The organism is Brevundimonas sp. C43 (assembly GCF_030732185.1).
Taxonomy (GTDB): Bacteria; Pseudomonadota; Alphaproteobacteria; order Caulobacterales; family Caulobacteraceae; genus Brevundimonas; species Brevundimonas diminuta_C.
This window is the reverse complement of sequence record NZ_CP132231.1, coordinates 2,655,865-2,682,464: the sequence shown is the minus strand read 5'-3', so window position 1 is coordinate 2,682,464 and position 26,600 is coordinate 2,655,865. Positions and strand designations below refer to the sequence as shown.

Here is a 26,600-nt window from a genome sequence, read left to right as displayed (position 1 = left end):
ATGTGACGCCGCGCGATTTGGCCCGCGCGCCCGATCTTGCTAGGACGACCCGAGATTCGCGGCCCGCCTGTCCGGCCGCCGCCCCCGATCCCCCGTGGAGAGCGTCCCTCATGATCCCCTTCATCGACCTTCAGGCCCAGCGCCAGCGCCTCGGCGGCAAGATCGAGGCCGCCGTTCAGGAGGCCGTCGTCGGCGGCGCCTGGGTCATGGGTCCGCAGGTCCGTCAGTTCGAGGCAGACCTCGTCGCCTTCGGTCAGGCCAAACACGCCTTGGGCTGCGGGAATGGCACCGACGCCCTGATCCTGCCGTTGATCGCCTGGGGCGTCCGCACCGGCGACGCCGTCTTCTGCCCCAGCTTCACCTTCACGGCCACGGCCGAGGTCGTGCCGTGGCTGGGCGCCTCGCCCGTGTTCGTGGACGTCGACGCCCACACCTACAATATGGACCCGGCCAAGCTTGAGGCGGCCATCGAAGCGGTCAAGGCCGAAGGGCGCCTGACGCCCAAGGTCGTCATCGCCGTCGACCTGTTCGGCCAGCCCGCCGACTATCCCGCCATCCGCGCCATCTGCGACCGCCATGGGCTGAAGCTGATCTCGGATTCGGCGCAAGGTTTCGGCTGCACCCTGAACGGCGACCATCCGCTGAAGTGGGCCGATGTCACCACGACCAGCTTCTTCCCGGCAAAACCCCTGGGCTGCTACGGCGACGGCGGTGCGGTGCTGACCGACGACGACGATCTGGCGCAGGAAATGGATTCCCTGCGCGTGCACGGCAAGGTCGTCGCCAAGGACCTGGAGGCCGGCGCCGCCGCCTTCGCCCACGACCCCAAATATCTGGCCATGCGCATCGGCATGAACAGCCGGCTGGATACCATCCAGGCCGCCATCCTGATCGAGAAGCTGAAGGTCTTCGGTCAGGAGATCGAATGGCGCAACCGGATCGCCGCCCGTTACAACGAACGCCTCGCGCCCCATGTCTCGGCCGTGCCCCACGTCATCGACGGCGGCGTCTCCATCTGGGCGCAGTACACGATCGAGCATGAGGATCGCGACGGTCTGGCCGCGCACCTGAAGGATCACGGCGTGCCCACCGCCGTCTATTATCCGGTGCCGATGCACATGCAGCCGGCCTATCAGCGCTTCCCGCAGGGCGCGGGCGGCCTGCCCGTCACCGAACGGCTGAGGACCCAAGTCCTCAGCCTGCCGATGCACGCCGATCTGGACGAGGCGACCCAGGACAAGGTCGTCGTCGCCGTCGCCAGCTACAAGGGCTAAGCCGATGCCGAACACCCCCGCCCTCAAGATCGGCGTCGCCGGCGTCGGCGTCATGGGCCGCAACCATGCGCGCGTCGCGGCCGAGATGCGCGAGTTCGACCTGACCACCGTCTTCGATCCCGATGCGGTGACGGCCGAGGGCGTCGCCGCCGCCTATGGCGCATCGCCCGTCACGACGGCCCAGGCCTTCGTCGACGCCGGTCTGGACGCCTCCATCGTCGCCACGCCCAACCGATTCCATGCCGAAATCGGCGTCGCCCTGCTGGAAAAGGGCGTCCACGTCCTGGTCGAAAAGCCGATCGCCGCCAGCGTCGCCGACGCCCAGCGCATGATCGATGCGGCCAAGGCCAATGACCGGGTCCTGATGGTCGGTCAGGTCGAGCGCTTCAATCCTGCGGTCGAGACCGTCAAGCGCGCCGTCGCCGACGACGACATCATCTCGATCCAGATCACCCGCGTCGGTCCCTTCCCGCCCCGCATGGGCGAGGTTGGCGTGGTCATCGATCTGGCCGTGCACGACATCGACATCATCCGCCACCTGACGGGCTCGGAGATCGTCGAGGTCCAGCCGCAACTGGCCCACACCCGCGCCGATCGCGAAGATACGGCCCTGCTTCAATTCCGCCTGGACAGCGGGGTGATCGCCCACATCACCACCAACTGGGTCACCCCCTACAAGACCCGCACGCTGCAGGTCGCGACCAAGACCAAATTCATCGTCGCCGATCTGATCACGCGCCAGGTCACCGAATATTTCGGCCAGCAGCCGGATGGCTCCTATTCGACCCGTATGTTGAACAGCTGGCCGGCCGAACCGCTGAAAAAAGAACTGGAGGCCTTCGCCCGCGCCATCACGACCGGGGAAACGCCGGCGGTCACCGGCGAAGACGGTCTGCGCAATCTCGAGGTCGCGCTGCGCTGCCTTGGCGAGCACTGATCGGATCAGCCCCGTTCTCGCCGCAAAACCTGAGGAAGAGAGACGCATGCGCCGTATCACCGCCACCGCTCTCGCCCTGATCGCCGTCGGTTCGGCGGCGGCGCCCGCCCATGCGGACACCCGCTACCTGGCCTATAATGCGTCGGACCGGATCACCCAGGCGCTGACCAAGGGCGTCACCTTGCAGGTGCGGCGCGGTCTGTTCGGCGCGGTGCAGGTGGAGCGTCTGTTCTCCACCACCGCGCGCGGCACGGCCGGTTTCACGCGTGGCGGACCGGACGCCGCGCGACGCGTCCTGCCGCAAGGCGCCGAGGAAAACGACATCTATGCGATCGATCAGGACGGCGACGGCCGCGGCCTGTCGCGCGCCCTGTGTCCCGGCGCCGACGAGGTCTGGGTGATCCTGGGCCGCGTGCGTGCGCCCCGTTCCCTGACCATGCAGGCGGTGGGTCGATGGTCGGACGGCGCCTATCGGCACTGCGTGACGCTCAGCTACGACTGGCGCGGCGAATGGGCGACGGCCCCGCAAGCGCAAACGCCGCGAGACTGATCCGCGCCCTGACTGTTTCATAATGAGCACGTGCAAGCGTCGATTGTGACGGTTTGACTTTTATTCTCGCCAGTGACACTTTGGGCACAGGAACGGCGGCGGCCGTTCTACCGCCCTGGAATATCCCCCTCCCCGGCGGCGAGAGAGACGAACCTCCCATAGCCCGGCCCGTCGCGGCCGGGCTTTTTTTACGCCGCACGCCTGCTAGACGGGGGCATGACCCTTCGCCTCGCCACCTGGAACATCAACTCCGTCCGCCTGCGCATCGACCAGGTCGCCCGCTTCGTCGCCGAACGCGCGCCCGATGTCCTGATGCTGCAGGAGATCAAATGCACCACCGACCAGTTTCCGCGGGGCGCTTTCGAGGACATGGGCATGCCCCACCTTCGCGTGGCGGGCCAGAAGGGCTGGCACGGCGTCGCCATCGCCAGCCGTCTGCCGCTTGAGGACAGCGATACCTTCCAGGTCTGCAAACTGGGTCATGCGCGCTGCGTCTCGGCCCGCGTGTCCGGCATCGACGTGCAGAACTTCTACATTCCGGCCGGCGGCGACGTTCCCGACCGGGCGCTGAACCCCAAGTTCGATCACAAGATGGACTTCTATGAACAGCTGACCGCCATCGTGGCCAAGCAGGACAAGTCTCGTCCCCTGGTCATGGCCGGCGATTTCAATATCGCCCCCGGCGAAGGCGATGTCTGGAACCACCGCTATATGTCCAAGATCGTCAGCCACACGCCGATCGAGGTCGAGACCCTGAACCGGCTTCAGGAGACGGGCGGTTTCGCCGATGTGCTGCGCGACCGTTTCCCCGAGCCGCAGAAACTGGCCAGCTGGTGGAGCTACCGCGCCGCCGACTTCCGCAAATCGAATCGCGGCCTGCGCCTGGACCACATCTGGACGTCGCCCGGCCTGACCCCCGCCGTGGTCAAGGACACCGCCCGCATCCACGACGACGTCCGCGAGTGGGAGCGCCCGAGCGACCATGCGCCGGTCACGGTCGATCTGGACGTCTGATCTTCAATAGACGGCGACCGGCTTGACTGACCCCGGCGCCTTGCGACCCCGGCCGACCTTCCTGACGGCGCGCCCCAGCCGAACCACCGCCTCGTCCAACTGATCTTCCGGCAAGGTGTAGGGCAGGCGCAACCGACGTTCGAAGGCGCCGTCGACGCCGAATCGCGGACCGGCGGCGAGGCGCAGGCCTTCGGCCTCGGCCGCGATCGTCAAAGCGGAACTGATCGGCCCGGGCAGCCGCGCCCACAGGGACAATCCTCCAGCCGGGCGCGGACAGACCCAGTCAGGTAGTTTTTCAGCGAGCCGCGCCCGCAGATGATCCCGCCGGGCGCGCAAGAGGGGCCGACGCACCGCCAGAGCCTTGCCGCCGTCGTTCAACAGTTCGACCGCCGCCAGCTGCTCCAGGATCGGAACACCCAGATCGAAGCTGGCGCGACTTTGGGCCAAGCGCTGGATCACCGCCCGGTCAGCGCGGATCCAGCCGATGCGCAAACCGCCCCAGACGCTTTTGGACATCGATCCCAGCCTGACGATCCGCGGCGCATCGACGGCGGAGGCGCTGAGCGCTGGCGGTCCGCTCAAGGTCAGCTCGACCAGGGTCTCGTCCAGCACGAGCAGGGTCTCGGACCCCTTCAGCCCCGCCAGCAGGCGCGTCCGGTCCGCCGCTCGCATCATCCGCCCGGTCGGATTGTTGTGGTCAAGCACCAGATAGGCCATCGCCGCATTGCTGCTTCGGCAGGCCGCAATCAGACCCTCGACATCCCAACCCTCCTCGCCTTCGCCGTCCGGAAAGGCGACGGGGACAGCGCGACCGCCCGCCGCCAGTATGGCGTCGATCGCCTGCGGATAGGTGGGGTGGTCGAACACCACCGGGGCGCCGGGGCGCGTCGTCAGGCGCACAAGATGCACCAAGCCGTTGTGCGCGCCGTGCGTGATCAGAATCTGCCCCGACGAGGTCGCCAGGCCGCGCCGCCGATAGCCGGCCGCCACCGCCTCACGCAGTTCCTCCAGCCCCGCCGTCTCATACCCATGTCCCGGCAGGTTCGCGGGCAACCGCTCCAGCGCCCGCACATAGGCCGCATGCACATTGGGATCGGCCGGCAGGACGGCGGCGGTCAGGTCGACCAGGCCAGACCTGTCCGTTTGCGTCGTCTCATGACGCGGCGCCGGTCCGGTTGGCAGGCTGGTGCGCGCGGCGGCGCCCTGCCCGCCGGTCAGGAACCCGTCATCCCGCAGGCGTCTGTAGGCGGCCGAGACGGTCGTTCGGCTCAGGCCCAGCGCCTGGGCCAGTTCCCGTTCGCCGGGCAACCGCGCCGCCAAGGGCAGTCGGCCATCCAGAATCAGCAGTCGTACCGCTCCCGCCAGCTGCCGATAGGCTGCGCCAGCGCCCGGCGACCGCCAGGCGCCGAGATGGCGTGTCAGGGAAACAAGACCGATCGACCGCGAAGACATGAGGCCAGAATGGCATAACTGGCTCTGTTTCCGATAGCCAGTTTGGCGCATCTGGTCGATCTATGACCCGTCGCCTGATCCAGCTGTTCATCGGCATATTTCTCTACGGCCTCTCCATCGCTCTGATCGTTCGCGCCGATCTCGGTCTGGATCCGTGGGACGTGCTGAACCAAGGGGTGTTCGAGCGGCTCGCGAAACCCAGCGGAGTCAGCTTCGGTCTAGTGGTCAATCTGATCGGTATGGCTGTGCTGCTTCTATGGATTCCCCTGCGCCAGAAACCAGGGATCGGGACCGTGGCCAATGTGCTGGTCATCGGCACAGTCGCCAACTTCGGCCTCGACTGGATTTCGTCCGACCTGGGCCTACCGCTCCGGGCCGGCCTTTTGATCGCCGGCATCGTCCTGAACGGCGTGGCCAGCGGTGCCTATATCGGCGCGGGTCTCGGTCCCGGTCCCCGCGACGGCCTGATGACCGGCATCGTCGCGCGCACAGGTTGGCCGGTCAAATGGGTGCGGACGGCCATCGAGCTAACCGTCATCGCCGTCGGCTGGCTGTTGGGCGGTTCGGTCGGGTTGGGGACGGTGCTGTACGCCCTGACCATCGGCCCGCTGGTGCACGTCTTCCTGCCGCTTTTCACGATCCGCCGATAGATTCCGTCAGCCTTGGTCCGTCCGCCGGTTTGATCGAGGTGAAGCGGCCTAATGCGACAGTCGTCGCATCAAGGCCTTCACGGCCTTGGCGTGACGATGGTCTAGATCGCCCTCGGGATAGAGATCGATGCGGACCTGCGGCGTCAACCCGCGTCCTTCAAGCGGATGGCCTTGCGGATCGACGTAAAGCTCCATCGGCATGGCGAAGCGCCAACCATTGGCGAGAACGATGGGGCTCTGATCCGAAAACGCGCCTCTCGTTCGGGTCCCGGCGTGCGTGACATTGGGCAATACCGTCATCATTTGGCTGAATGTCTCGCCGGCGCTGACGGTGATGTCGCTGGTCAGAAGCCAGACGGGGCCGTGATAGCTCGGCCGATCCGAGGGTCGCACCTCCACGACCTGCGGAGCGACGCCCGATGCCCAGCCCCTCTTGGTGTAGGCGACGCGCGGCTGGTCGGCGAAACGCGACGCGATCAACCGGCTGACAGAGTCATAGCCGCCGCGGTTGTTGGACACGTCCACGATGACCGCTCGCGCCCCGTCGAAAGCGATCATCGCTTCGTCCAGCGCGGCTTCCAGCGGCTCTGTGGAAGCGGCGTCCTCGGCGTCGAACCCTCCCATGGTCACGATCGCCAGATAGCCTACGCCGTCGTTCAACCCCCAGAAGACCCGGTTGTTGGCGACGGCGTGACCTTCACCGTCAAGAATGGTCTGAAGGACGCCTTCGCGCCACGCGCCCAGCCACGCCCTCTCGGCCCTTGGCTCGGAGCGGGCGTTTACCGCGTCCAGGGTTCGTCCGCTCGACACCTGAAGGTCCTGCGCGCGGCCTTCGATTTCTGCGCTCAGTTCGATATGTGCGTCATCCAGTCCTGACAGAAGTTCGGCAGCGGCGGCGAACGCCTGGCTGGGGGATGACGTCTGCGAAAGACGCGCAAGCACATCTCTGCGACGGGCTTGGAAATCGATCTTTCGAGTCTCGAAACCGGGATAGTAGGCCTGCATCAAATCCGCGACGGCCAGGACGGCGGCACGGTCGCTCTGATCTGGATGTTGGCAGGCCGGGGGCAGAGCCGGCAGCCTGTCGAACACATAGATGCTCGCCTGATCGTCGTGCGCTTCGGTCAAGCCTATGCCGTCAGCCACAGGGACGGCGGCGGCGAAGCTGTCTTTCAGATCTTCGCCATCAGCGTCCGGCCAGCAGGCCCCGCCGGCCTCGTGATAGACCCTGATGTCTAGCCCGGCGCGGACGATCACCAGACCATAGCCGCGCGATCGAAACACGCCGTCCGGCGCCACGGACGGCATCGGTGATTGCTGGAGCAGGGCGGCGAGAGCGAAGGCGGCGATCATGCCGTTTCATCGCCTGCGCGAACGCTGTCGTCCAGACGGTTCTACGGTTGAAGCCGATATCCGCCCGCATCGGTCAGCAGCAGACGCGCATGGCCCGGCTCGGGCTCGATCTTCTGCCGCAGGCGATAGATGTGGGTTTCCAGCGTATGGGTCGTGACCCCGGCGTTGTAGCCCCAGACCTCGGTCAGCAACTCTTCGCGCGACACCGGCTTGGCCCCGGCGCGATAGAGGTATTTCAGGATATTGGTTTCCTTCTCGGTCAACCGCACCTTCTTGCCCTTTGAGTCCATCAGCACCTTGGCGGCGGGCCGGAACTCGTAGGGGCCGATGGTGAAGACGGCGTCTTCGGACTGTTCATGGCTGCGCAGATGAGCGCGGATGCGCGCCAGCAGCACGGCGAACCGGAAGGGCTTGGTGACATAGTCGTTGGCCCCGGCGTCCAGACCCAGGATGGCGTCGGCGTCCGCCGATTGCGCCGTCAGCATGATCACGGGGGTCGAAACCCCGTCCTTGCGCAACAGGCGACAGGCCTCGCGGCCGTCCATGTCGGGCAGATCGACGTCCAGCAGGATCAGATCGGCGCGAATCTCGCGCCCCATCCGCACCCCGTCCGTGGCGGTCGACGCCTGCTGGGTCCGAAACTCCTCATGCAGGTTCAGCTGCTCGGCCAGGGCCTCGCGCAGGTCGTCGTCGTCGTCGATAATCAGAATGGTCTTGGGCGTAGGCATGGGACAGACAATGGCGAGGCTTGGCCCCCGCGCCAAGGCTTGGGGGTGCGAATATTCACATCGGGTTACGAGCTAGAGGGCGTTTCGGGTCGATTTCGTTCCCCGAACAAGGCCGTTCCGACCCTGACGTGCGTCGCACCGCACCGGATGGCGGTTTCATAATCGCCGCTCATGCCCATCGACAGGACCGACAAACCGTTGCGTTCGGCCATGTCCCGCAACATCTGAAAATGCGGCTCTGCGTCCTGATCCGCCGGGGGAATGCACATCAATCCCTCGACCGTCAGCCTATAGGTGTTGCGGGCCGCCGAAATCAGGGCGTCGGCGGCGTCGGGCAGGACGCCGGCCTTCTGGGGTTCAGCACCGCTGTTGACCTGGACCAGAACGCGCGGCGATCGGCCGCGCTTTTCGCCCGCCTGCGCCAAGGCGCGCGCCAGTTTTTCACGGTCCAGGGTTTCGATCACGTCGAACAGGGCGACCGCATCCTCGGCCTTGTTGGTCTGCAAGGGGCCGATCAGCCGCAGCTCCAGGCCCGGCACGACTCCGCGACGTTCGGCCCAACGACCTTGCGCCTCTTGCACCCGGTTCTCGCCGAAGATCCGCTGACCCGTCGCCAGGATAGCGTCGATGGCCTCTGGGGCTTGCGTCTTAGAAACGGCGGTCAGGGTCACGCCAGCTGGATTCCGACCGGCCGCCTGGCAGGCAGCGTCGATACGCGCCTGCACCTCGGCGACCCTTTCGGCGATGGACGGGGCGGAAAAAGCGGAGGAAGAAGAGGTCATGATCCTGCCGGCCGGTTACAGCGACGATGCGCGCGCGCTCTGGAACGCCGCGACCGCTCTAAACCGCGCCGCCGCCGCTGTCAGCCCGGCCGCCGCAGCCTTGCCGGCGATGCTGTTCTTTACCGACCCCGATCGCACGCCCCGACCGTGGGAGACGGCGGCGCGCTTACCCGCCGGCTCGGCGGTGGTCTATCGCGCCTTTGGCGCCTCCGATGCCGTCGAGACGGGGTATCGGCTTCGGGAAGCGACGGCCGGTCGGGACGTGAAATTGCTGGTCGGACTGGACCCCGATCTGGCCGAGGCGATCGACGCCGACGGGCTGCACCTGCCCGAACGTGCGGCGGACCAAGCGGCGCGCATTCGATCGGACCGACCCGGCTGGATTTTGACGGCGGCCTGGCACGGTCTATCCCCCCCGCCCGAAGACCTGAACGCCCTGATCCTGTCGCCGGTGTTTCCGGCGGGCGGCGCGTCCGCAGCTAAACCCGTCCTGGGCGTCGCGGCATTCGAGCAGAACGTGAAAGCCGCCCGCCTGCCGGTTCATGCGCTGGGCGGCGTCACGCCACAAAACGCCGCAACGCTCGCACGCACAGGCGCATGCGGTCTGGCGGCGGTGAATGCGATCCAGTCGGCGTTTCGCTGACCGGTCGAAATCAGAACTTGAAGATGGTTTCCAGACGGACGCGGGGCTGGGCCCGGCCGTTGGTTTCGGGCGCGCGGGCCGGATCGGCTTCCGGCGTGCTGACGGCGGCGGCGGCGCCGACACGTAGACGGTCGTTCAGGCGGTAGTAGGCGCCGGCCTCGACATCACCCCAGTCGGTCTCGCGACCCACGGGCTGGTTCAGGTTGAAATCCAGACCCCAGCGGCCACGGTCGTTCAGGCGCAGGCCGCGACGTTGCGGCGCCGGCGCATTGCGCTGCGCCGCCTGGGCTTCCGAGAGGGAAACGGTGGATGTGCTTTGGGCGAGCGCCGACGTCGACGCGGCCATCGCCGTCGTCGCCATCATCACAGCCAGGAAACCACCGAACCGCATACCAAATCCTTCGAACCCCGCCATGAGGCGACGTTTCAACCCTGAACCGACCTTATATGGTCGTGAGCCCCGCGATTAGACACCGGGTGTCTGCGCGGTCAACGCAATGAGCCGGCGATAACAAGGTTCCCGCGCATTGTTGTCGGCGTATGTGTCTCAAGCGTCACGGGATTCAGGCGGATTTCGGCGAAATCTCACATGCCCCCTTCACAAAACACCGCGACGCGCGATGCGACGGGAACCGACTTCGCCTTGTCATCGCCCCTTTTCGCCGTGTTATAGAGCCTGGCAGTCGGCATTTCTCATGCCGTGCGCGCGTGCGGGCGAGGGCTCTCACGTCCCTGAGTTTACGGAGACTTCTCTTGATGAGCCTCAACAAGGCCCTGGTTCGGAACGTCGCGGTCGTGCTGGTCTCGGGCGTGGCCCTGGGCGCGTCCCTGTCGGCCTGCTCGAGCATTCCCTTCGTCGGCGGCAAGAAGTCTGCGCCCAAGACGAACGTGCAACAGGGCATCGGCGTCAACGCCTTCCTGTGGCGCGCCTCGCTGGACACCCTCAGCTTCATGCCGCTGCTGACCGCCGATCCGTGGGGCGGCGTCATCAACTACGACTGGTACATCAACCCCCAGACGCCGAACGAGCGCTTCAAGGCGACCGTCTTCATCCTGGACACCCGTCTGCGCGCCGACGCGCTGAACGTCACGGTGACCAAGGAAGTAAAGGGCGCCGATGGTCAGTGGACCGCGGCCCCGGTCGCCGCCCAGACCGAGGCCGATCTTGAAAACGCCATCCTGACCAAGGCGCGCCAGCTGAACCTGTCCAACGCAGGCTAGGCCTGCGTTGGAGTCTTTGTAGGCGCTATCGCCCTGCGGGCTACTTGAGCGCGTTAGATCTCGTTTCGTCGTTTCCGCTAGAAGCCGTCGAAACGCATTACTTCTTGGGCGCTGTCGTCCTTCGGGCTAGTTGAGCCGGGAGGGCGTCAGCGCCCTTTCGACTTTCAGGACGACCGTGGCCCGTTACGAACCCAAGACCGCCGAACCCCGCCAGCAGGCCCGATGGGCCAAGGCTTCCGCCTTCGTCACGAAGGACACCGGTCGGCCGAAATACTATGTGCTGGAGATGTTCCCCTATCCGTCGGGCAACATCCACATGGGTCACGCCCGCAACTATGTGATGGGCGACGTGGTGGCGCGGTCCAAACGCGCGCAAGGGTACGACGTTCTGCACCCGATGGGCTGGGACGCCTTCGGCATGCCGGCCGAGAACGCGGCCATGGAGCGCGGCATCCACCCGAAAGGCTGGACCTATTCCAACATCGCCAACATGCGCGAGCAGCTGAAGCTGCTGGGCCTGTCGCTGGACTGGTCGCGTGAGTTCGCCACCTGCGATCCGGAATACTACGGCAAGCAGCAGGCCTGGTTCCTGGAGCTGTATCGGCGCGGTCTGGTCTATCGCAAGGATGCGGTGGTCAACTGGGATCCGGTCGACAACACCGTCCTGGCTAACGAACAGGTCATCGACGGACGCGGCTGGCGCTCGGGCGCCTTGGTGGAGAAGCGCAAGCTGAACCAGTGGTTCCTGCGCATCACCGACTATGCTGACGACCTGATCGACGGTCTGAAGACCCTGGACCGCTGGCCCGAAAAGGTCCGGCTGATGCAGGAGAACTGGATCGGCAAGTCCAAGGGCGCGACCCTGTGGTGGGATATCGCCGAGGCGCCGGACTTCCTGCCCGCCTCGCCCGAGGGCGAACCGAACCACGCCCGCGATCCGATCGAGGTCTACACCACCCGCCCCGACACCCTGTTCGGCGCCAGCTTCCTGGCCTTGGCGCCCGACCATCCCCTGACCAAGACCATCGCCGAACATCGGCCGGACGTGGCGGACTTCATCAAGGCTTGTGCTCAGACCGGCACCAGCGAAGCCGAGATTGAAAAGGCCGAGAAGCTGGGCGTGGATTTGGGCGTTCGCGTCCGCCATCCCTTCGATCCGGACAAGACCCTGCCCGTCTGGGCCGCCAACTTCGTGCTGTCCACCTATGGCTCAGGCGCCATCTTCGGCTGCCCGGCCCATGACCAGCGCGATCTGGACTTCGCCCGCAAATACGATCTGCCGGTGACGCCGGTGGTGAAGCCCGACGACTCCGACACGGTCGAGATCGGAACCGAGGCCTATGTCGGCCCCGGCCGCATCTTCAACTCCGACTTCTTGGACGGCATGGACGTCGAGGCCGCGAAGGCCGCCGCGATCGCCAAAGTCGAGGCCGCCGGTCAGGGCCGCGCCGAGACCATCTATCGCCTGCGCGACTGGGGCGTCTCGCGTCAGCGCTATTGGGGTTGCCCGATCCCGATCATCCACTGCCCGTCGTGCGGCGTCGTCGAGGTTCCCGCCGATCAGTTGCCGGTCGTCCTGCCTGATGATGTGACCTTCGACGTGCCCGGCAACCCGTTGGCGCGTCACGCGACCTGGAAGCACGTCAAATGCCCGTCGTGCGGCGCGGATGCGACGCGCGAGACCGACACGCTCGACACCTTCGTCGATTCCAGCTGGTATTTCGCCCGCTTCACCGATCCGACGGCCGAGGCGCCGATCGGCAAGGCCGCCGCCGACCGCTGGCTGGCCGTCGATCAATACATCGGCGGGGTCGAGCACGCGGTCCTGCACCTGCTGTACGCCCGCTTCATCACGCGCGCCCTGTCCGACGCCGGCATGCTGTCGGTGAAGGAGCCGTTCGCCGGACTGTTCACCCAAGGCATGGTGGTCCACGAAACCTATCGCCGCGCCGACGGCGCCTGGGTCGAGCCGACCGACGTCGAGCTCAAGAACGACAACGGCGTGCGTTCCGCCCGCCAGCTTTCGACCGGCGAGACCCTGGTCATCGGCGACATCGAGAAGATGTCCAAGTCCAAGAAGAACGTCGTCGCTCCGGCCGAGATTCTGGAAAGCCACGGGGTGGACGCCGGTCGCCTGTTCGTCCTGTCCGACAGCCCGCCCGAGCGGGACGTGCAATGGACCCCCGGCGGCGTCGAAGGCGCCAGCCGCTTCGTCCAGCGCGCCTGGACCTTGTTTGACACCTATGACGCCGGTTTCGTGGGCGAGGACAAGGCCAACGCCGAGCTGCTGCGCGAGACGCACAAGGCCATCAAGGCCGTGTCCGAAGGGGTCGAAGGCTTCCGCTTCAACTCGGCCATCGCCAAGCTCTACGCCTTCGTCGCCACCATCCGCGACAATGCCCAGGCCGGCGGCGAGGCCAAGCGTCAGGCCCTGTCGGCGCTGGCCCGTCTGATCGCCCCCTTCACCCCGCACCTGGCCGAAGAGGCCTGGACGCGGCTGGGTGAGCACGGGATGGTTCTGGACGCGCCGTGGCCCGTGTGGGACGCTGCGCTCGCGGCCGACGACGAGGTGGTCCTGCCCATCCAGATCAACGGCAAGCGTCGCGCGGAAATCCGCGTGCCGCGCGGCATGGAGCCGTCCGAGGTCGAAGCCCTGGTCCTGGCCGACGAAACGGTCAAGGCGCGGCTGGAGGGTCTGAGCGTGAAGAAGATCGTCGTGGTCAAGGACCGCATCGTCAATCTGGTGGCCGGCTGATGCGTATTGCGGCGGCTCTCGCGTTACTCGCGTCTCTGGCGGTTTCCGCCTGCGGCTTCACGCCCATGTACGCCGAGCCGGCCGTGGGGTCGTCCCTGCGCCGGATCGCCGTCACGACCCAGGACGACCGCCTGGGCTATCGGCTGCGCGAGCAGCTGGAAGACGTCCTCGCCTGGGATCGCGGCGCGACGCCGCTGTATCGCCTGACGACAGAGGTCCAGCAGAACCGCCGCTCGCTGGGTCGCCGCATCGACGACACCGCCACCCGCTATGAACTGACGGTCAAGGCGACCTGGACCCTGACCCCGGCCGCCGGGGGAACGCCCGTCAGCGGCACGGAAACGGTCACCACGACCTACGCTGCCGCCGACCAGCCCTATGCCGCCATCGCCGCCCAGCAGGATGGCGAGGAGCGCGCCGCCGCCGAACTGGCTCGCCTGATCCGACTGGATCTGATGCAGGCGCTGTCGAACCCGTGATCCTGGCCAAACGCCCCGAGATCGATCGCTTTCTGAAGGCGCCCGATCCGGCGATCCGGGCGGCGGTGATCCACGGCAAGGACCGATCGGGCGTCGCCGAGCGGGCCGAGGTGCTGTGCAAGACGGTCACGCCCGATCTGAACGACCCCTTCAACGTCACCGTCCTGACCGACAGCGACATCGATGGCGATGAAACGAAGCTGGAAGAGGCGCTGACGGCCATGTCCCTGATGGGCGGCCGTCGTCTGGTGCGCATCCGTCTGTCGGCGCTGAAGCCCGGCGTGGACAAGGCGGTCGCCGCCGCGCTGAAAATCCACGCCGACGGCGGCTATAATCCCGACGCCATGATGGTGGTCGAGGCCGACCAGCTGGGCCGCGAATCCACGCTCAGAAAGGCGGCCGAGAAGGAAAACGGCGCGGTCGGCATCGTCTGCTACGAGGACGAGACCGGCGATGTCGCCCGCATGGTCCGCGAGGCCCTGGCCGCCGACAAGGTGGGCCTGACCTCCGACGCGCTGGACCGCTTCGTCGCGCGCCTGCCGCGCGAGCGCGGCTTGATGCGGCAAGAGATCGAGCGCCTGGCGCTCTTCATCGGCCCCGGCTCCGGCAAGACGCTGGATATGGATGCGCTGGAGCATCATCTCGGCGTCGAGCCGGACGCCTCTCTTTCGGATGCGGCGCTCCAGGCCTTCGGCGCGCGTCCCGGCCCGGCGCAGGCGGGGCTCAGGCGCGCCTTCGCCGAAGGCGAATCGTCCGTGCTCGCCGTTCGCTCTGCGGCGATCCATCTCGGAAAGCTACGCCGGATCAATATCTTGCAGGCCAACGGCGCAAACGCCAAGGAGGCTGCCAAGGCGGCCGGCGTCTTCTGGAAACAAGAGGCGGAAATGCTGCGTCAGGCGCGGTCCTGGCGGCTCGAAGCCCTGGACGAAGTCTTGGACAGCATCAACACGGCCGATGTCGCCACCAAGACGACCGGAATGCCGGACCAACTGATCGCCGAACGCCTGCTGCTGGAAATCGCTGGTCGCGCCAGACGGCTGGGGCTTTAGTCCTAGCCGCGCTTGGACGCCTTGCGGAAGGCGGGCTGGGCCATGGCGACGTTGCGCGCCGACACAGCCTTCTCTTCCGCCTTCGCGCCCGGCTGGGCGTTGAATCCGTGTCCAGCCTTGGCCTTCTTGGCGGCGAGCGCCTGTTTCAGCTTGTCGGCGGCGGTGGGTGTCGTGTCTTCAGTCATATCGGCACCCTATCACAGTCCGCCGCTCAGCCGCGCATCAAACGGCGGCACAGGTCGTCCAGCTGCTCAAGCGAGCCGTAGCCGATCGTCAGCTCGCCCTTGCCGCCCTTGTCCGACAACTGGACCTTCAGGCCCAGCGCATCGGCCAGGTCCTGCTGCAGGGCGGCGACATCGGCCGCCCCCTCCCCGCCTGCGGCCGCCGGCGCCGACTTGACCTTCGTGGGCCTTGGCCCCTCCACCGCACGGCGCGCCAGGGCCTCGGTCTCACGGACGCTCAGACCATCCACGAAGGCGATGTCCGCCAACTGGCCCGGATCGGGCGTGTTGATCAGGGCCCGAGCGTGCCCCGCCGACAGCTTGCCTTCGCGCACATAGAACAGCACCCGCTCGGGCAGTTGCAGCAGGCGCATGGTGTTGGCCACATGGCTGCGGCTCTTGCCGACCACGCCCGCCACCGCATCCTGCGTCCGCCCGAAGCGCTCCATCAGCACGCGGTAGGCTTCAGCCTCTTCCAGAGGATTCAGGTCCGCGCGCTGGACGTTCTCGACGATGGCGACCTCGAACACCTCGACGTCGTCCATTTCGTGGACCACGATCGGCACCTCGGTCAGTCGCGCCGCCTGCGACGCGCGCCAGCGGCGTTCGCCGGCGATGATCTGCCAGACGCCGTCCTCGCCCGGTTGAGTCCGCACCAGGATCGGCTGCAGCACCCCCTTGTCGCGGATCGAGGCGGTCAGCTCTTCCAGATCCTCCTGGCGGAAGGTCTTGCGGGGTTGGTCCGGATTGGGCTTCAGGCTTTCGATCGGCACGCGTCGCACGCCGGCGGGCACGGGCGCGTCGGATGCGACCGGCGCTTCGGCGTCCTGTCCCATCAACGCCGACAGGCCGCGGCCCAGACCTCTTTGTCGTTCAGCCAAGATACTGTTCCGTTCTATTAAAACTCAGGCAGCCAGCTTCAGCCGCTGGCGTTCGCGCTTCACCACTTCCTTGGCCAGCCGTAGATAGGCCTGGCTGCCGGCGCACTTCAGATCATAGATCAGCGCGGGCCTGCCGAACGACGGCGCCTCGGCGACGCGGACGTTACGCGGGATCACGCTCTCATAGACCTTGTCGCCGAAGTGGGCGCGCACGTCGTTCGCCACCTGTCCCGACAGGGCGCTGCGACGGTCGAACATGGTCAGGACCAGGCCCTGGATTTCCAGCGATGGGTTGAGGCTGTGCTTGACCATATCAATGGTGCGCATCAGCTGGCTCAGGCCTTCCAGGGCGAAGAACTCGCATTGTAGCGGCACCAGCACCGCGTCCGCCGCCGCCATAGCATTCAGCGTCAGAAGGTTCAGCGACGGGGGGCAGTCGATCAGCACATAGTCATACGCGGTAGGTCCGTCGTCGTGGGCGCGCAGGGCGTCGCGCAGCCGATAAGACCGGCGATCCGCCTGGCTCAGTTCGATCTCGACGCCCGACATGTCGGCGTCGGCGGGCACGATCCACAGACCCGGCACCGTCGTCTGCACCGACGCATCGGCGATGGAGCGCTGATCCACGACAACATCGTAGATGGTGACGCGCCGTGTTTCACGTGGAACACCCAGGCCCGTCGAGGCATTGCCCTGCGGATCCATGTCGACGATCAGGACCCGCTCACCAATGGCGGCCAGGGCGGTGCCGAGATTGATGGCCGTCGTCGTCTTGCCGACCCCGCCCTTCTGGTTGGACACAGCGAGGACGCGGGCGGGCTTTCTAGCGCGTTGAGCGGGCACGGCGGAGGCTCCGGATTGTCACGATGCGGCCGCGCACGTCGCTTTGCGACGGGGCCAGTTCAGCCTCGAAATGCCAGGATTTGCGCGCTTCGATCAACTCGGAATCGGCACGTTCCCCCTTCAGGAACAGACCTTGTGCACCTCTTTGGAAGTAGGGCTGTGCATAACCCAACAGTTTGTCCAACGGCGCGACGGCGCGGGCGGTGACGATGTCACACGTCACAGACTGCGCTTCAGCCCGACCGACGATGACCGTTGCCGGCAAAGACAGCGCATCCACCACTTCCTGAAGAAATCGGCAGCGCTTCGCCAGGCTATCGATCAGCCAGACATGCGCCCCGTCCCGCCCCTTCAGCATGATGGAAAGGACCAGTCCGGGAAATCCGGCGCCTGCCCCCAGATCCGCCCAGGTCTTCGCGTCCGGCGCCAGATCAAGCAGTTGCGCACTATCCCAGACATGGCGATTCCAGAAGTCCGGCAGACTGTCCGGACCGACCAGATTCATCACCGCATTGGCCTCGACCAACCGCAACCGAAAGGCCTCGAGGTCGGCGATCTGTTCCGCAGATGCACTGGCGCGTGCGCGGAACGCCTCTTGTTCTGCCTCCAACATCAAGCTGCGACCGATGCCTTGGGCGCGCGCTTCACATAGGCCAAGAGCGCCGTCAAAGCACCAGGCGTCATGCCCTCGATCCGACCGGCCTGGCCCAAGGTGCGAGGTTGAACGCGCGCCAGCTTTTCCTTCACCTCGTTCGACAAGCCGCCAACGGCGCCATAGTCGAGATCGGTCGGAAGCATCAGCCCCTCCTCCGCCTTCAGCGCATCCGCATCCTGCGACTGTCGATCCAGATAGTTGGCGTAGGCAGCGTCGATTTGAATCTGCTCCCGAACGTCGTCGGTCCAGTCGGCGATGACGGGCACGGCCGAAACGAATTGATCCAAAGTCACATCGGGGAAGGCGAGCAGTTCGCGCATCGACCGTCGCCGACCGTCAGCATTGACAGAAATGCCAAGCGCACCGGCTTCATTGGGCGTGAATAGTGTTTCACGTGAAACAGCGCTCGCTGCCGCAAGCGCCGAAGCCTTGGACTCAAACCGAACGCGCCGTTCCTCGCCGACGATGCCCAGCTCGATCGCAAGGGGTGTGAGCCGAAGGTCGGCATTGTCGGCCCGCAGTGTCAGCCGATATTCCGCCCGGCTGGTGAACATCCGATACGGCTCGGTGACTCCACGCGTCACCAGATCGTCGATCATGACGCCGATATAGGCCTGATCACGCCCCAGGATCACCGACTCCTGCCCCGACGCCGACCGCGCGGCGTTCAGCCCCGCCATCAGCCCCTGAGCTGCTGCCTCCTCATATCCCGTGGTGCCGTTGATCTGTCCGGCCAAATACAGCCCGGGGCGCTTCTTAACCTCCAGCGCCGCTGTCAGCTCGCGCGGATCGACGTAATCGTACTCGATGGCGTAGCCGTATCGGAAAACCTCAACCGCTTCCAAGCCGGGAATGGTACGCAGGAAGGCGAGTTGCGTCGGCTCCGATACCGAGGTCGAAATTCCATTCGGATAAACCGTCGGATCGTCCAAACCTTCTGGTTCCAGGAAGATCTGATGGCTGGTCTTGTCGGCGAACCGAACGACCTTGTCTTCGATCGACGGACAATAACGCGGCCCCCGGCCCGACAGCTTGCCGCCATAGACGGCGCTCTCGCCCAGATTCTCCGCGATGATCCGGTGGGTCTCTTCGGTCGTGTGGGTTACGCCGCAGGCGATCTGCGGCACGTCGATCCGGTCGGTCAGGAAGGAGAAGGCGGACGGCGCCTCGTCGGCCTGCTGCATTTCCAGACGGTCCCAGGCGATCGTCCGGCCGTCCAGGCGTGCCGGCGTGCCCGTCTTCAAACGTCCCATCATCATGCCGGCGCCGTGAAGATCGGCAGCCAGGCCAGTCGAGGGCTCCTCGCCATGCCGCCCCGCCGGGATGCGTTCGTCGCCGCGATGGATGACCCCGTTCAGGAAGGTGCCGGTCGTCAGGACGACTGCCGCAGCCCGAACCGTCTCTCCCGCGCCGGTGACGAACCCGACGACCCGATCACCTTCGAGAATAAGCCGCTCGGCCGTCCCCGCCATCAGGGTCAGATTGGGCGTCCCTTGCAGTTCGGCCTGCATGGCCTCGCGATAGAGGCGGCGGTCGATCTGGCTGCGCGGACCCCGAACCGCGGCCCCCTTGGATCGGTTCAGCAGGCGGAATTGGATGCCGGACACATCGGCCAACCGTCCCATGACGCCGTCCATGGCGTCGATCTCGCGAACCAGATGGCCCTTCCCCAGCCCTCCGATGGCCGGGTTGCACGACATCTCGCCAATCGTCTCCAGCTTCTGGGTCAGCAGAACCGTGTTGGCGCCGGCGCGCGCAGAAGCCGCCGCCGCTTCACAGCCGGCATGGCCGCCGCCGATAACGACGACGTCGAACAAGAGATCACAGGGAGAATTCATCGCCGCCACATAAGCCAGAACGCGTGTGACCGCCAGAGGTGGGCAATCGGATCGGACCGAGAACCGGCTCTGTTTCACGTGAAACGCTGGTATGGCTAGACCTACTTTCCGATGCAAAAGGTCGAGAAGACTTCGCCCAGAATGTCCTCGACACCGATCGCACCTGTGACACGTGCCAGCGCATCTGCAGCTCGTCTCAGATCATCGCCAGCTATTTCCGGCGCGACATTGAGCGCAACGCGCGCGGCATCGACGCTTTCCAGCGCCTCAAGCAAACGTAGCCGATGCCGTTCCTGGGTCACAGCTGGAAAGTCAGCGCCTGACAGATCTTGCGCAAGACGAGCAGCAATCCAGTCCCGAAGCTCGGCCAAGCCATCGCTAGTGGTGGTGCTGACCGCCAGAGTCTCATGGCCGCCGCGTGCTAAACTGACGCCAAGGTCGGACTTGGTCGCCACGATCAGATCACCATCCTTGACGTAGGCCGCAGCCACCCCATCCGGGTCGCCAGGCGCACGGACCCAAAGACGCAAGTCGGCTTGCTCGGCGCGCATCCGGGCGCGGCGCACACCCTCCGCCTCGACCGGGTCATCGCTATCTCTCAAGCCGGCCGTATCCGATAAGGTCACGGCATAGCCGCCGATCACCAGATCCGCATCCAGCACATCCCGCGTGGTGCCGGCGATCGGCGTCACGATGGCCGCTTCACGTGCAACCAGCGCATTGAACAGCGACGACTTGCCAGCGTTCGTCTCTCCGATCAGGACAATGCGATAACCGTCCCTCACCCGTTCGCCACGCCGCCCGGTATCAACCGCGCGTCGCAGGTCGGCGCCAAGTCGGTCCAACACCGGCCCCGCCGTACGGGCCAGATTGTCCGGCACCTCTTCATCGGGAAAATCGATCTCGGCCTCGACCAGGGCCAGGGCGTGGAGAAGGTCACGGCGGAAACCGGCGTAGGTCTCGCTCAACTTGCCGTCCAACTGCCCCAAGGCCTGTTTGGCTTGTGCGCTGGTTTCCGCGTCGATCAGATCGGCGACCGCTTCGGCCTGCGCCAGATCCATGCGGCCGTTCTGAAACGCGCGGCGTGTGAACTCGCCGGGCTCTGCCGGCCGCAGGCCTAGCGCGATCAGGGCGCGGCTGGCGGCCTCAACGACCGCGCGACCGCCATGCAGATGCAGCTCGGCCGCGTCCTCTCCCGTGTAGCTGTTGGGCGCCACAAAACGCAGGACGAGCGCCTGATCGATGTGGTCGCCGGCATGGCTGAGATCACGCACGGACGCCATGCGCGGTTTCAGACGGGTTGCGCCCAGTGCCGTCAACGCGGTCTCGACGCCGGGGCCCGACAAACGGATCACCGCAATGGCGCCTCGGCCGGGCGGCGTCGCCAAGGCGAAGATGGTGTCGATCATCGACTCAGACCGAGCGGCTCCGAAGCGAGCGCGGGCTCACTTCACCGCCGCTTCCATCAGGCGACGGAACTGGTCCTGGGCCTGGAGGCCGAAGCTGGTCCAGGTCTTCATCAGTTCCTCGGGCTGCATGGCGGCGACATTGGCCTCCATCCGCTTCTGCATCTCCGCGACCATGGCGTCGTTCAGCGGCGTCACGTCCGGCAGGCCCAGAAAGGCGCGCGCCTCCGCCGGTGTGCACTCGACTTCCACATTGACCTTCATCGCGCGGTCTCCTGTTTCACGTGAAACGTCCGAAGACGTATTACGTGTTCATCGACTGGAAGAAGTCCGAGTTGTTCTTCGACTGACGCAGCTTGTCGAGCAGGAACTCGATCGCGTCCTGCGGCCCCATCGGGTTCAGGATGCGGCGCAGGACATAGGTCTTGGCCAGCTGATCCTTCGGCGTGATCAGGTCCTCCTTGCGGGTGCCGGATTTTAGCACGTCGATGGCGGGGAAGATGCGCTTGTCGGCGACCTTGCGGTCCAGCACGATTTCCGAGTTGCCGGTGCCCTTGAACTCTTCGAAGATCACCTCGTCCATACGGCTGCCCGTGTCGATCAGGGCCGTGGCGATGATGGTCAGCGAACCGCCCTGCTCCACATTGCGCGCGGCGCCGAAGAAGCGCTTGGGCCGTTGCAGGGCGTTGGCGTCCACGCCGCCCGTCAGCACCTTGCCCGACGACGGAACGGTGGCGTTGTAGGCGCGGCCCAGACGCGTGATGGAGTCGAGCAGGATCACCACGTCCTTCTTGTGCTCGACCAGACGCTTGGCCTTTTCGATCACCATTTCGGCGACCGCGACGTGGCGGGTGGCCGGCTCGTCAAAGGTGGAGGCGACGACCTCGCCCTTCACCGTGCGCTGCATGTCCGTCACTTCTTCAGGGCGTTCGTCGATCAGCAGGACGATCAGGAAGACTTCCGGGTGGTTCCGCTCGATCGACTTGGCGATGTTCTGCAACATCACCGTCTTACCCACGCGCGGCGGCGCCACGATCAGGCAGCGTTGGCCCTTGCCCAGCGGCGCGACGATATCGATGACCCGGCCCGAGCGATCCTTCAGCGTCGGGTCCTGGATTTCCATGTGCAGCCGCTCTTCGGGATAGAGGGGCGTCAGGTTGTCGAACAGGACCTTGGTCTTGACCGCTTCGGGGTCTTCCAGATTGATCGTGTCGACCTTGAGCAGGGCGAAGTAACGTTCGCCTTCGCGCGGGGCCCGTACGGCCCCATGGACGGTATCGCCCGAGCGAAGGCCGAAGCGGCGGATCTGCGACGGCGAGACATAGACGTCGTCCGGCCCCGGCAGATAGTTGGCGTCCGAGCTGCGCAGGAAGCCGAAGCCGTCCGGCAGGATTTCCAGCACGCCGTCAGCGATGATCTCGACTTCTTCGTCGGCCAGGGCCTTCAGGATGGCGAACAGCAAATCCTGTTTGCGCAGGTTGGAGGCGTTCTCGACCTCCAGCTGTTCGGCGAAGGCGACCAGGTCGGCCGGGGTCTTCTCGTTCAGTTCGGCGAGCGTGATGCGGCCGTTGGCGACGACGGGCTCGCCGTCCTCTTCGTCGTCCGCCGTCGTATCCACGCCGGAATCGGCGCCCGCCGCCTCGCCGGCTTCGTGCGCGGCCCCGTGATGGGTGGGGGTTTCAACCTCCACGCCTTCGTTCTCGAGGGTGTCGGGATTAGTGTCGCGGACGTCGGTCATGATGCAGGCTCGCGGGCGCGCGCGGCCAGACGGCTGCGGCGCGGGTCTCTGAAAATGTCGGGCCGAAAGGCCGAAGGGAGATGCGACGGGCTCCCGCTGGCTCCAAGGCCTGCAGGCGTCACGAAAGAGAGGGACCGCCGACGCGGGACGCCGAACAGTTCGCCGCCAGCGGAACCACAGGCCGCGGGTCAGGTCAAGCGGAGCCGCTTAACTTAACGGAACGTCCACTCCGTCGTCACCGACAGCACCATGACGATGGCCAGCACGAAGGGCACTTCGTTGGTCATGCGCCAGAATTTGCCTGAATATTTCGATGTACCGGCCGCGATCTTCTTCCTTTGGGCCGCCAGGAAGCCATGCCAACCGCTGAGCAGGAAGACGCCCGCCAGCTTGGCGACCATCCACGGCTCGGCCAGGAAGGCGGCGCCGCGCGCCGAGACGTCGATGTGGATCAGCCACAGACCGAAGACCCAGGCCAGGATCATCGCCGGGGTCAGGATGATGCGCAGCAGCCGCGTCTGCCACAGGCGCAGCAGGCCCTGCATCTCGCCTTTCAGCGGTTCGGGCTTGGCGTTCTGCTCGGCGTCATAGGCGTAGAGCCGAGGCAGGAACAGCAGACCCGCCATCCAGGCGATCACCGCCAGAATGTGCAGCCCGCGTGCGAGATCGTAGGTGTTCATGCCGCCTGCCTTGCCTTGCGATGCGGACAGGCCTTCCAGTCCGCTTTGCACCCCTGGCCGAACGGCGCGACGCCTTTGTGGGACAGTGCGCCCACCGCCGCATCGGCCAAGGCGTCGATGAACAGCGGCTCGATCCCGACCGCCGGCGCCCGCAAATACGGACTGGCCCCTTTTTCGTGGGCCAGTTCGCCGTATTCGATATCCAGCTCGACCAGGGTCTCGATATGCTCCGAGACGAAGGCTATCGGCGTGACGACCACGCCGACGCCGTCCTTGGCCGCCGTTTCAATGGCTTCGGGCGTTGACGGGCCCAGCCATTTCATCGGCCCGACCCGGCTTTGGTAGCAGATGGCGTGGTCGATCGGCCCGCGCCTGGCCTCGATGGCGGCGACTACGGCGGCGACGGTCGTCTCGATCTGCTCCTGATAGGGATCGCCCTTGCCGGTCACCAGCTTTTCGGGGATGCCGTGGGCGGAGAACAGCACCCGCACCGGCTGGCCCACCGCCTCGTCCAGCTTCTCGCCGATCGCCTGGGCCTGGGCCTCGACCCAACCTGTCGCAGCCGGATAGCAGCAGACGGCGCGGCTGACGCCCGGGCCGGGATAGGCAGCGTTCCAGGCCTTCAACGAGGATTCCGTCGTCGTGGTCGAAAACTGCGGATAGAGCGGCAGCAGGACGACCTCGTCGGGTCCGAACGCGGCGACCTCGGCCGCCGTCTCCTCGGTCAGCGGATGCCAGTAGCGCATGGCGATGAAGACCTTGACCTCATCGCCGCCCAGCCGCGCGCCAAGCACCGCCTGCAAAGCCTCGGCCTGCCGACGGGTCTCAGGCAGCAGCGGCGATCCCCCGCCCATCAGGGCGTAGTTGGCCTGGGCGCTGGTCTCGCGCCGGCTGGAGATCAGTTTGGCCAGAGGCGTGCGCAAGATCCCCGGAAGGCCGATGATGGCCGGATCGTTGAACAGGTTGAACAGGAACGGCTTGACCGACGCCTGATCGTCCGGCCCGCCCAGATTGAACAACACCACCGCAATGCGGCGGCCGGGGGTCGCATCGCTCATTGGGCGCCGATCCGTCTCAGAACCTGTTCGACATGGTCGATCGGCACGTCCGGCAGGATGCCGTGGCCGAGGTTGAACAGCCAGGGCCCCTGCCCCCAGGCCTCCATCAGCTGGTCGACGCGTCGGTCCAGCAGATCGCCGCCAGCGCGCAGCAACAGCGGGTCGAGCGCGCCCTGGATCGGCTTGATCTGCTGCACGCGTTTACCGACCTCGAGCGGGCAGGCGGTGTCCAGGGCGACGGCGTCGACCTCGACCGCCTCGGCATAACGCTCTGCAAGCGCCGCAGAGCCCCGTGGGAAGCCGATGAGGGGTACGGTGACCCCCAGCTCCCGCGTGCGCTTCACAAGCGCTTGGTGGGGCTTCAAGACCAATCTTTCGAACAGGTCGTCCGGCAAGCCCTCGGCCCAGCTCTCGAAGATCTTCAGAACCTGGGCGCCGGCGTCGGCCTGCATCTTCAGATATCGGGCGGTGGCCTCGACCAGAACCTCCAGCGTCTCGTCGACACGCTCGGGATCGGCATAGGCGTAGGAGCGGGCCTGGGCGCGTTCACCCTTGCCGATGGTGCGCGCCTGGCCGTCCAGCATATAGGTCGCCACGGTCCAGGGGGCGCCGGCGAAGCCGATCAGGGCCCGTTCCGGCTCCAGAGCCGCGCGCACGATGGACAGGGTCTCGCCCACCGCCGACAGATGCTCGCCCGCCGCCGGGGCCAGTTCGGCCATCCGACCCGGGATCGGCATTTCTCCCAGGCGGGGCCCCTCCCCCGTCTCGAACCAGACGTCCTGGCCCAGGGCGCGCGGGATCAACAGGATGTCGGCGAAGACAATCGCCGCATCGAAGCCGAACCGGCGCATGGGCTGAAGCGTCGCCTCGGCGGCCATTTCAGGGTTCAGACAGAAGGCGATGAAGTCGGGCGCCTCGGCCCTCAGCTTGCGATACTCCGGCAGATACCGACCGGCCTGGCGCATGAACCACACCGGCGGACGCTCCAACGTCTCCCCGCGGAGAGTCCGAAGCACCAAGGGTGTCGGATCGGCAGTCTGGGTCTGATCGGTCATACCGGAGGATTAAGGTCACAGCCCCCCGCTCTCAATCCCTAATCAGATTAAGAATTGAAAGATTCGAAGTGGCAGGTAGGGCGGTGGAATGGCGGGGATGACTCGATCGCCGGCGGCGGAACAAAAGCGGATATCCACGCCTGGCCTATCGTTAACGGGGATGTCGAAACGACTGATCCCGCCGGTGGACAATCCCTAACGAAACCTTAACGGGCAAGGGTTTGCGGGGGCTTGCGGCTGTGAACGCGGTTAAGCGTCGTTAACCTTTCATTAGGATTTTCCACAGCGGTTGGAAATTCGGTTTTCCGCCTTGGGATGATCCGGCGGCGGACGGCTGACGCGATCCACCATCATCCCCGCTCGCGGGCGGATCGATCAGCGGCTAAGAAAAACGGCGCCCCGACGGTCCAACGCCGTCCCCCAACTTTCAACAGGGAGACAGACAGTCTCATGAGCCCTGCGAGACCCTCGGGACCGGCCCGTCTGGCCACCTATTTCCACGTTCACCTGGTGTCGGACTCCACCGGCGAGACCTTGAACGCCATGGCCAAGGCGGTGACCGCGCGTTTCGACGGCGTCATTCCGATCGAGCACATCTATTCCCTGGTGCGATCGTCAAAGCAGATGGAGCGGGTGCTGCAGGAGGTGGAGTCCGCGCCGGGCGTCGTTCTCCACACCCTGGTCGACCGCGATCTGCGCGAGCAGTTGGAAGAGGGCTGCCGTCGCCTCGACATGCCCCAGATCGGCGCGCTGGATCCCTTGGTCGGCGCCATGTCGCGCTATCTCGGCGCGGCCCTGTCCACCCGCGTCGGCGCCCAGCACGCGCTGGACCACGACTATTTCAACCGGATCGCGGCGCTGGACTTCGCCATGGCCTACGATGACGGCCAGGGTTCGCTGGACCAGCTGGAGGGCGCCGACGTCGTTCTGTGCGGGGTCAGCCGGACGTCCAAAACCCCGACCTGCATCTATCTGGCCCACCGGGGCATTCGGGCGGCCAACGTGCCCCTGGTGCCGGGTCAGGAGGACGGTGAGCGGCTGACCAAGCTGAAGAATCCCTTGGTGATCGGCCTGACCGTGTCGCCCGATCGGCTGGTTCAGATCCGGCGCAACCGCATCGACAATCTGAACGCCAGCCAGTCGTCGAACTACACCGACCAGGACGCCGTGCGCGACGAGACGATCAAGGCCCGGCGGGCCTTCGAGCGGCGTGGCTGGCCCACCATCGACGTGACCCGCCGCTCGGTGGAAGAGACGGCGGCGGCGATCACCAATCTGTTGAGCGAGCATCGCAACCACAAGATCGGGACGACTTGGTGAAAAGCATTCCTGCAGCGC

The 26,600-nt window shown here is 66.0% G+C and carries 27 protein-coding genes; 11 read left to right on the top strand and 16 right to left on the bottom strand.

Going from position 1 to position 26,600, the window contains the following annotated elements; all coding sequences use genetic code 11:
• Window positions 1-110: 110 nt before the first annotated feature.
• The 4 genes from Q9R14_RS13465 to Q9R14_RS13450 all read left to right on the top strand — a co-directional run bounded on the left by Q9R14_RS13465 (window position 111) and on the right by Q9R14_RS13450 (window position 3,775).
• Window positions 111-1,274, top strand: a complete 1,164-nt coding sequence (locus Q9R14_RS13465; protein WP_306002728.1) for a DegT/DnrJ/EryC1/StrS aminotransferase family protein — start codon at window positions 111-113, stop codon at window positions 1,272-1,274.
• 4 nt (window positions 1,275-1,278) lie between these two features.
• Entirely contained in the window at window positions 1,279-2,211 is a 933-nt protein-coding gene (locus Q9R14_RS13460) for a Gfo/Idh/MocA family oxidoreductase (RefSeq protein ID WP_306002727.1), read from the top strand.
• A 46-nt stretch (window positions 2,212-2,257) separates the two neighbouring features.
• Window positions 2,258-2,761, top strand: coding sequence for a hypothetical protein (locus Q9R14_RS13455; protein ID WP_306002726.1), 504 nt, complete (start codon window positions 2,258-2,260; stop codon window positions 2,759-2,761).
• 216 nt (window positions 2,762-2,977) lie between these two features.
• Window positions 2,978-3,775 carry an exodeoxyribonuclease III gene (locus Q9R14_RS13450; protein ID WP_306002725.1) on the top strand — a complete coding sequence of 266 codons (798 nt, stop codon included), beginning with the start codon at window positions 2,978-2,980 and terminating at the stop codon, window positions 3,773-3,775.
• Between the two features lie 3 nt (window positions 3,776-3,778).
• Here Q9R14_RS13450 and Q9R14_RS13445 read toward each other — a convergent pair whose 3' ends face one another.
• Entirely contained in the window at window positions 3,779-5,227 is a 1,449-nt protein-coding gene (locus Q9R14_RS13445; RefSeq protein WP_306002724.1) for a PLP-dependent aminotransferase family protein, read from the bottom strand.
• Window positions 5,228-5,289: 62 nt separating this feature from the next.
• Between Q9R14_RS13445 and Q9R14_RS13440 the strand changes: the two genes are divergently transcribed.
• A complete protein-coding gene (locus Q9R14_RS13440; protein WP_306002723.1) occupies window positions 5,290-5,877 on the top strand; it encodes a hypothetical protein in 588 nt (195 codons plus the stop codon).
• Between the two features lie 48 nt (window positions 5,878-5,925).
• Here Q9R14_RS13440 and Q9R14_RS13435 read toward each other — a convergent pair whose 3' ends face one another.
• From Q9R14_RS13435 to Q9R14_RS13425, 3 genes are all read right to left on the bottom strand, one after another.
• Window positions 5,926-7,230 carry a S41 family peptidase gene (locus tag Q9R14_RS13435; protein ID WP_306002722.1) on the bottom strand — a complete coding sequence of 435 codons (1,305 nt, stop codon included), beginning with the start codon at window positions 7,228-7,230 and terminating at the stop codon, window positions 5,926-5,928.
• Window positions 7,231-7,271: 41 nt separating this feature from the next.
• On the bottom strand, window positions 7,272-7,958 hold the full coding sequence (locus tag Q9R14_RS13430; protein ID WP_039246636.1) for a response regulator transcription factor: 687 nt from the start codon (window positions 7,956-7,958) through the stop codon (window positions 7,272-7,274).
• Between the two features lie 65 nt (window positions 7,959-8,023).
• Window positions 8,024-8,740 (bottom strand): YggS family pyridoxal phosphate-dependent enzyme, encoded by a 717-nt coding sequence (locus tag Q9R14_RS13425; protein ID WP_306002721.1) that lies wholly within the window; start codon window positions 8,738-8,740, stop codon window positions 8,024-8,026.
• Here Q9R14_RS13425 and Q9R14_RS13420 point away from each other — a divergent pair.
• Window positions 8,739-9,383, top strand: a complete 645-nt coding sequence (locus Q9R14_RS13420) for a thiamine phosphate synthase (RefSeq protein ID WP_306002720.1) — start codon at window positions 8,739-8,741, stop codon at window positions 9,381-9,383. The two genes, Q9R14_RS13425 and Q9R14_RS13420, sit on opposite strands and share 2 nt — an antisense overlap.
• 10 nt (window positions 9,384-9,393) lie before the next feature.
• On the opposite strand, the gene Q9R14_RS13415 is transcribed toward Q9R14_RS13420, so the two are convergent.
• The gene (locus Q9R14_RS13415) at window positions 9,394-9,813 is read right to left on the bottom strand and encodes an NtrZ family periplasmic regulatory protein (protein ID WP_306002719.1); all 420 of its coding nucleotides are present in this window, start codon (window positions 9,811-9,813) and stop codon (window positions 9,394-9,396) included.
• Window positions 9,814-10,139: 326 nt separating this feature from the next.
• On the opposite strand from Q9R14_RS13415, the gene Q9R14_RS13410 reads away from it, so the two are divergent.
• The 4 genes from Q9R14_RS13410 (at window position 10,140) to holA (ending at window position 14,887) form a co-directional block, all read left to right on the top strand.
• Window positions 10,140-10,604, top strand: a complete 465-nt coding sequence (locus tag Q9R14_RS13410) for a DUF3576 domain-containing protein (RefSeq protein WP_017505409.1) — start codon at window positions 10,140-10,142, stop codon at window positions 10,602-10,604.
• A gap of 175 nt (window positions 10,605-10,779) precedes the next feature.
• Entirely contained in the window at window positions 10,780-13,359 is a 2,580-nt protein-coding gene (gene leuS / locus Q9R14_RS13405) for a leucine--tRNA ligase (RefSeq protein ID WP_306002718.1), read from the top strand.
• Window positions 13,359-13,838: an LPS assembly lipoprotein LptE gene (gene lptE, locus Q9R14_RS13400; RefSeq protein WP_306002717.1), complete on the top strand. Its 480-nt coding sequence runs from the start codon at window positions 13,359-13,361 to the stop codon at window positions 13,836-13,838. Before leuS ends, lptE begins: the two co-directional genes overlap by 1 nt.
• On the top strand, window positions 13,835-14,887 hold the full coding sequence (gene holA / locus Q9R14_RS13395; RefSeq protein WP_306002716.1) for a DNA polymerase III subunit delta: 1,053 nt from the start codon (window positions 13,835-13,837) through the stop codon (window positions 14,885-14,887). The genes lptE and holA overlap by 4 nt, the downstream gene beginning before the upstream one ends.
• A gap of 2 nt (window positions 14,888-14,889) precedes the next feature.
• On the opposite strand, the gene Q9R14_RS13390 is transcribed toward holA, so the two are convergent.
• The 11 genes from Q9R14_RS13390 to hemE all read right to left on the bottom strand — a co-directional run bounded on the left by Q9R14_RS13390 (window position 14,890) and on the right by hemE (window position 25,262).
• Window positions 14,890-15,072 carry a hypothetical protein gene (locus Q9R14_RS13390; protein ID WP_055755069.1) on the bottom strand — a complete coding sequence of 61 codons (183 nt, stop codon included), beginning with the start codon at window positions 15,070-15,072 and terminating at the stop codon, window positions 14,890-14,892.
• Window positions 15,073-15,098: 26 nt separating this feature from the next.
• Window positions 15,099-15,989, bottom strand: coding sequence for a ParB/RepB/Spo0J family partition protein (locus tag Q9R14_RS13385; RefSeq protein ID WP_306002715.1), 891 nt, complete (start codon window positions 15,987-15,989; stop codon window positions 15,099-15,101).
• A gap of 24 nt (window positions 15,990-16,013) precedes the next feature.
• Window positions 16,014-16,832, bottom strand: coding sequence for a ParA family protein (locus tag Q9R14_RS13380; RefSeq protein ID WP_306002714.1), 819 nt, complete (start codon window positions 16,830-16,832; stop codon window positions 16,014-16,016).
• Window positions 16,813-17,445 (bottom strand): 16S rRNA (guanine(527)-N(7))-methyltransferase RsmG, encoded by a 633-nt coding sequence (rsmG, locus tag Q9R14_RS13375; protein ID WP_306002713.1) that lies wholly within the window; start codon window positions 17,443-17,445, stop codon window positions 16,813-16,815. Before rsmG ends, Q9R14_RS13380 begins: the two co-directional genes overlap by 20 nt.
• Window positions 17,445-19,325, bottom strand: a complete 1,881-nt coding sequence (gene mnmG / locus Q9R14_RS13370; protein WP_306002712.1) for a tRNA uridine-5-carboxymethylaminomethyl(34) synthesis enzyme MnmG — start codon at window positions 19,323-19,325, stop codon at window positions 17,445-17,447. The genes rsmG and mnmG overlap by 1 nt, the downstream gene beginning before the upstream one ends.
• 101 nt (window positions 19,326-19,426) lie before the next feature.
• The gene (gene mnmE, locus Q9R14_RS13365; protein WP_306002711.1) at window positions 19,427-20,734 is read right to left on the bottom strand and encodes a tRNA uridine-5-carboxymethylaminomethyl(34) synthesis GTPase MnmE; all 1,308 of its coding nucleotides are present in this window, start codon (window positions 20,732-20,734) and stop codon (window positions 19,427-19,429) included.
• Window positions 20,735-20,770: 36 nt separating this feature from the next.
• The gene (locus tag Q9R14_RS13360; RefSeq protein ID WP_137720449.1) at window positions 20,771-20,995 is read right to left on the bottom strand and encodes a DUF6489 family protein; all 225 of its coding nucleotides are present in this window, start codon (window positions 20,993-20,995) and stop codon (window positions 20,771-20,773) included.
• Between the two features lie 40 nt (window positions 20,996-21,035).
• Window positions 21,036-22,469, bottom strand: a complete 1,434-nt coding sequence (gene rho, locus Q9R14_RS13355) for a transcription termination factor Rho (protein ID WP_306002710.1) — start codon at window positions 22,467-22,469, stop codon at window positions 21,036-21,038.
• A 212-nt stretch (window positions 22,470-22,681) separates the two neighbouring features.
• Complete coding sequence (locus tag Q9R14_RS13350; protein ID WP_306002709.1) at window positions 22,682-23,149, bottom strand: CopD family protein; 468 nt, start codon at window positions 23,147-23,149, stop codon at window positions 22,682-22,684.
• Window positions 23,146-24,207 (bottom strand): ferrochelatase, encoded by a 1,062-nt coding sequence (gene hemH / locus Q9R14_RS13345; RefSeq protein WP_306002708.1) that lies wholly within the window; start codon window positions 24,205-24,207, stop codon window positions 23,146-23,148. Before hemH ends, Q9R14_RS13350 begins: the two co-directional genes overlap by 4 nt.
• A complete protein-coding gene (hemE, locus tag Q9R14_RS13340; protein ID WP_306002707.1) occupies window positions 24,204-25,262 on the bottom strand; it encodes a uroporphyrinogen decarboxylase in 1,059 nt (352 codons plus the stop codon). Before hemE ends, hemH begins: the two co-directional genes overlap by 4 nt.
• Window positions 25,263-25,712: 450 nt before the next feature.
• Between hemE and Q9R14_RS13335 the strand changes: the two genes are divergently transcribed.
• Window positions 25,713-26,582, top strand: coding sequence for a pyruvate, water dikinase regulatory protein (locus Q9R14_RS13335; RefSeq protein WP_045810959.1), 870 nt, complete (start codon window positions 25,713-25,715; stop codon window positions 26,580-26,582).
• The last annotated feature ends 18 nt before the right edge of the window (window positions 26,583-26,600 follow it).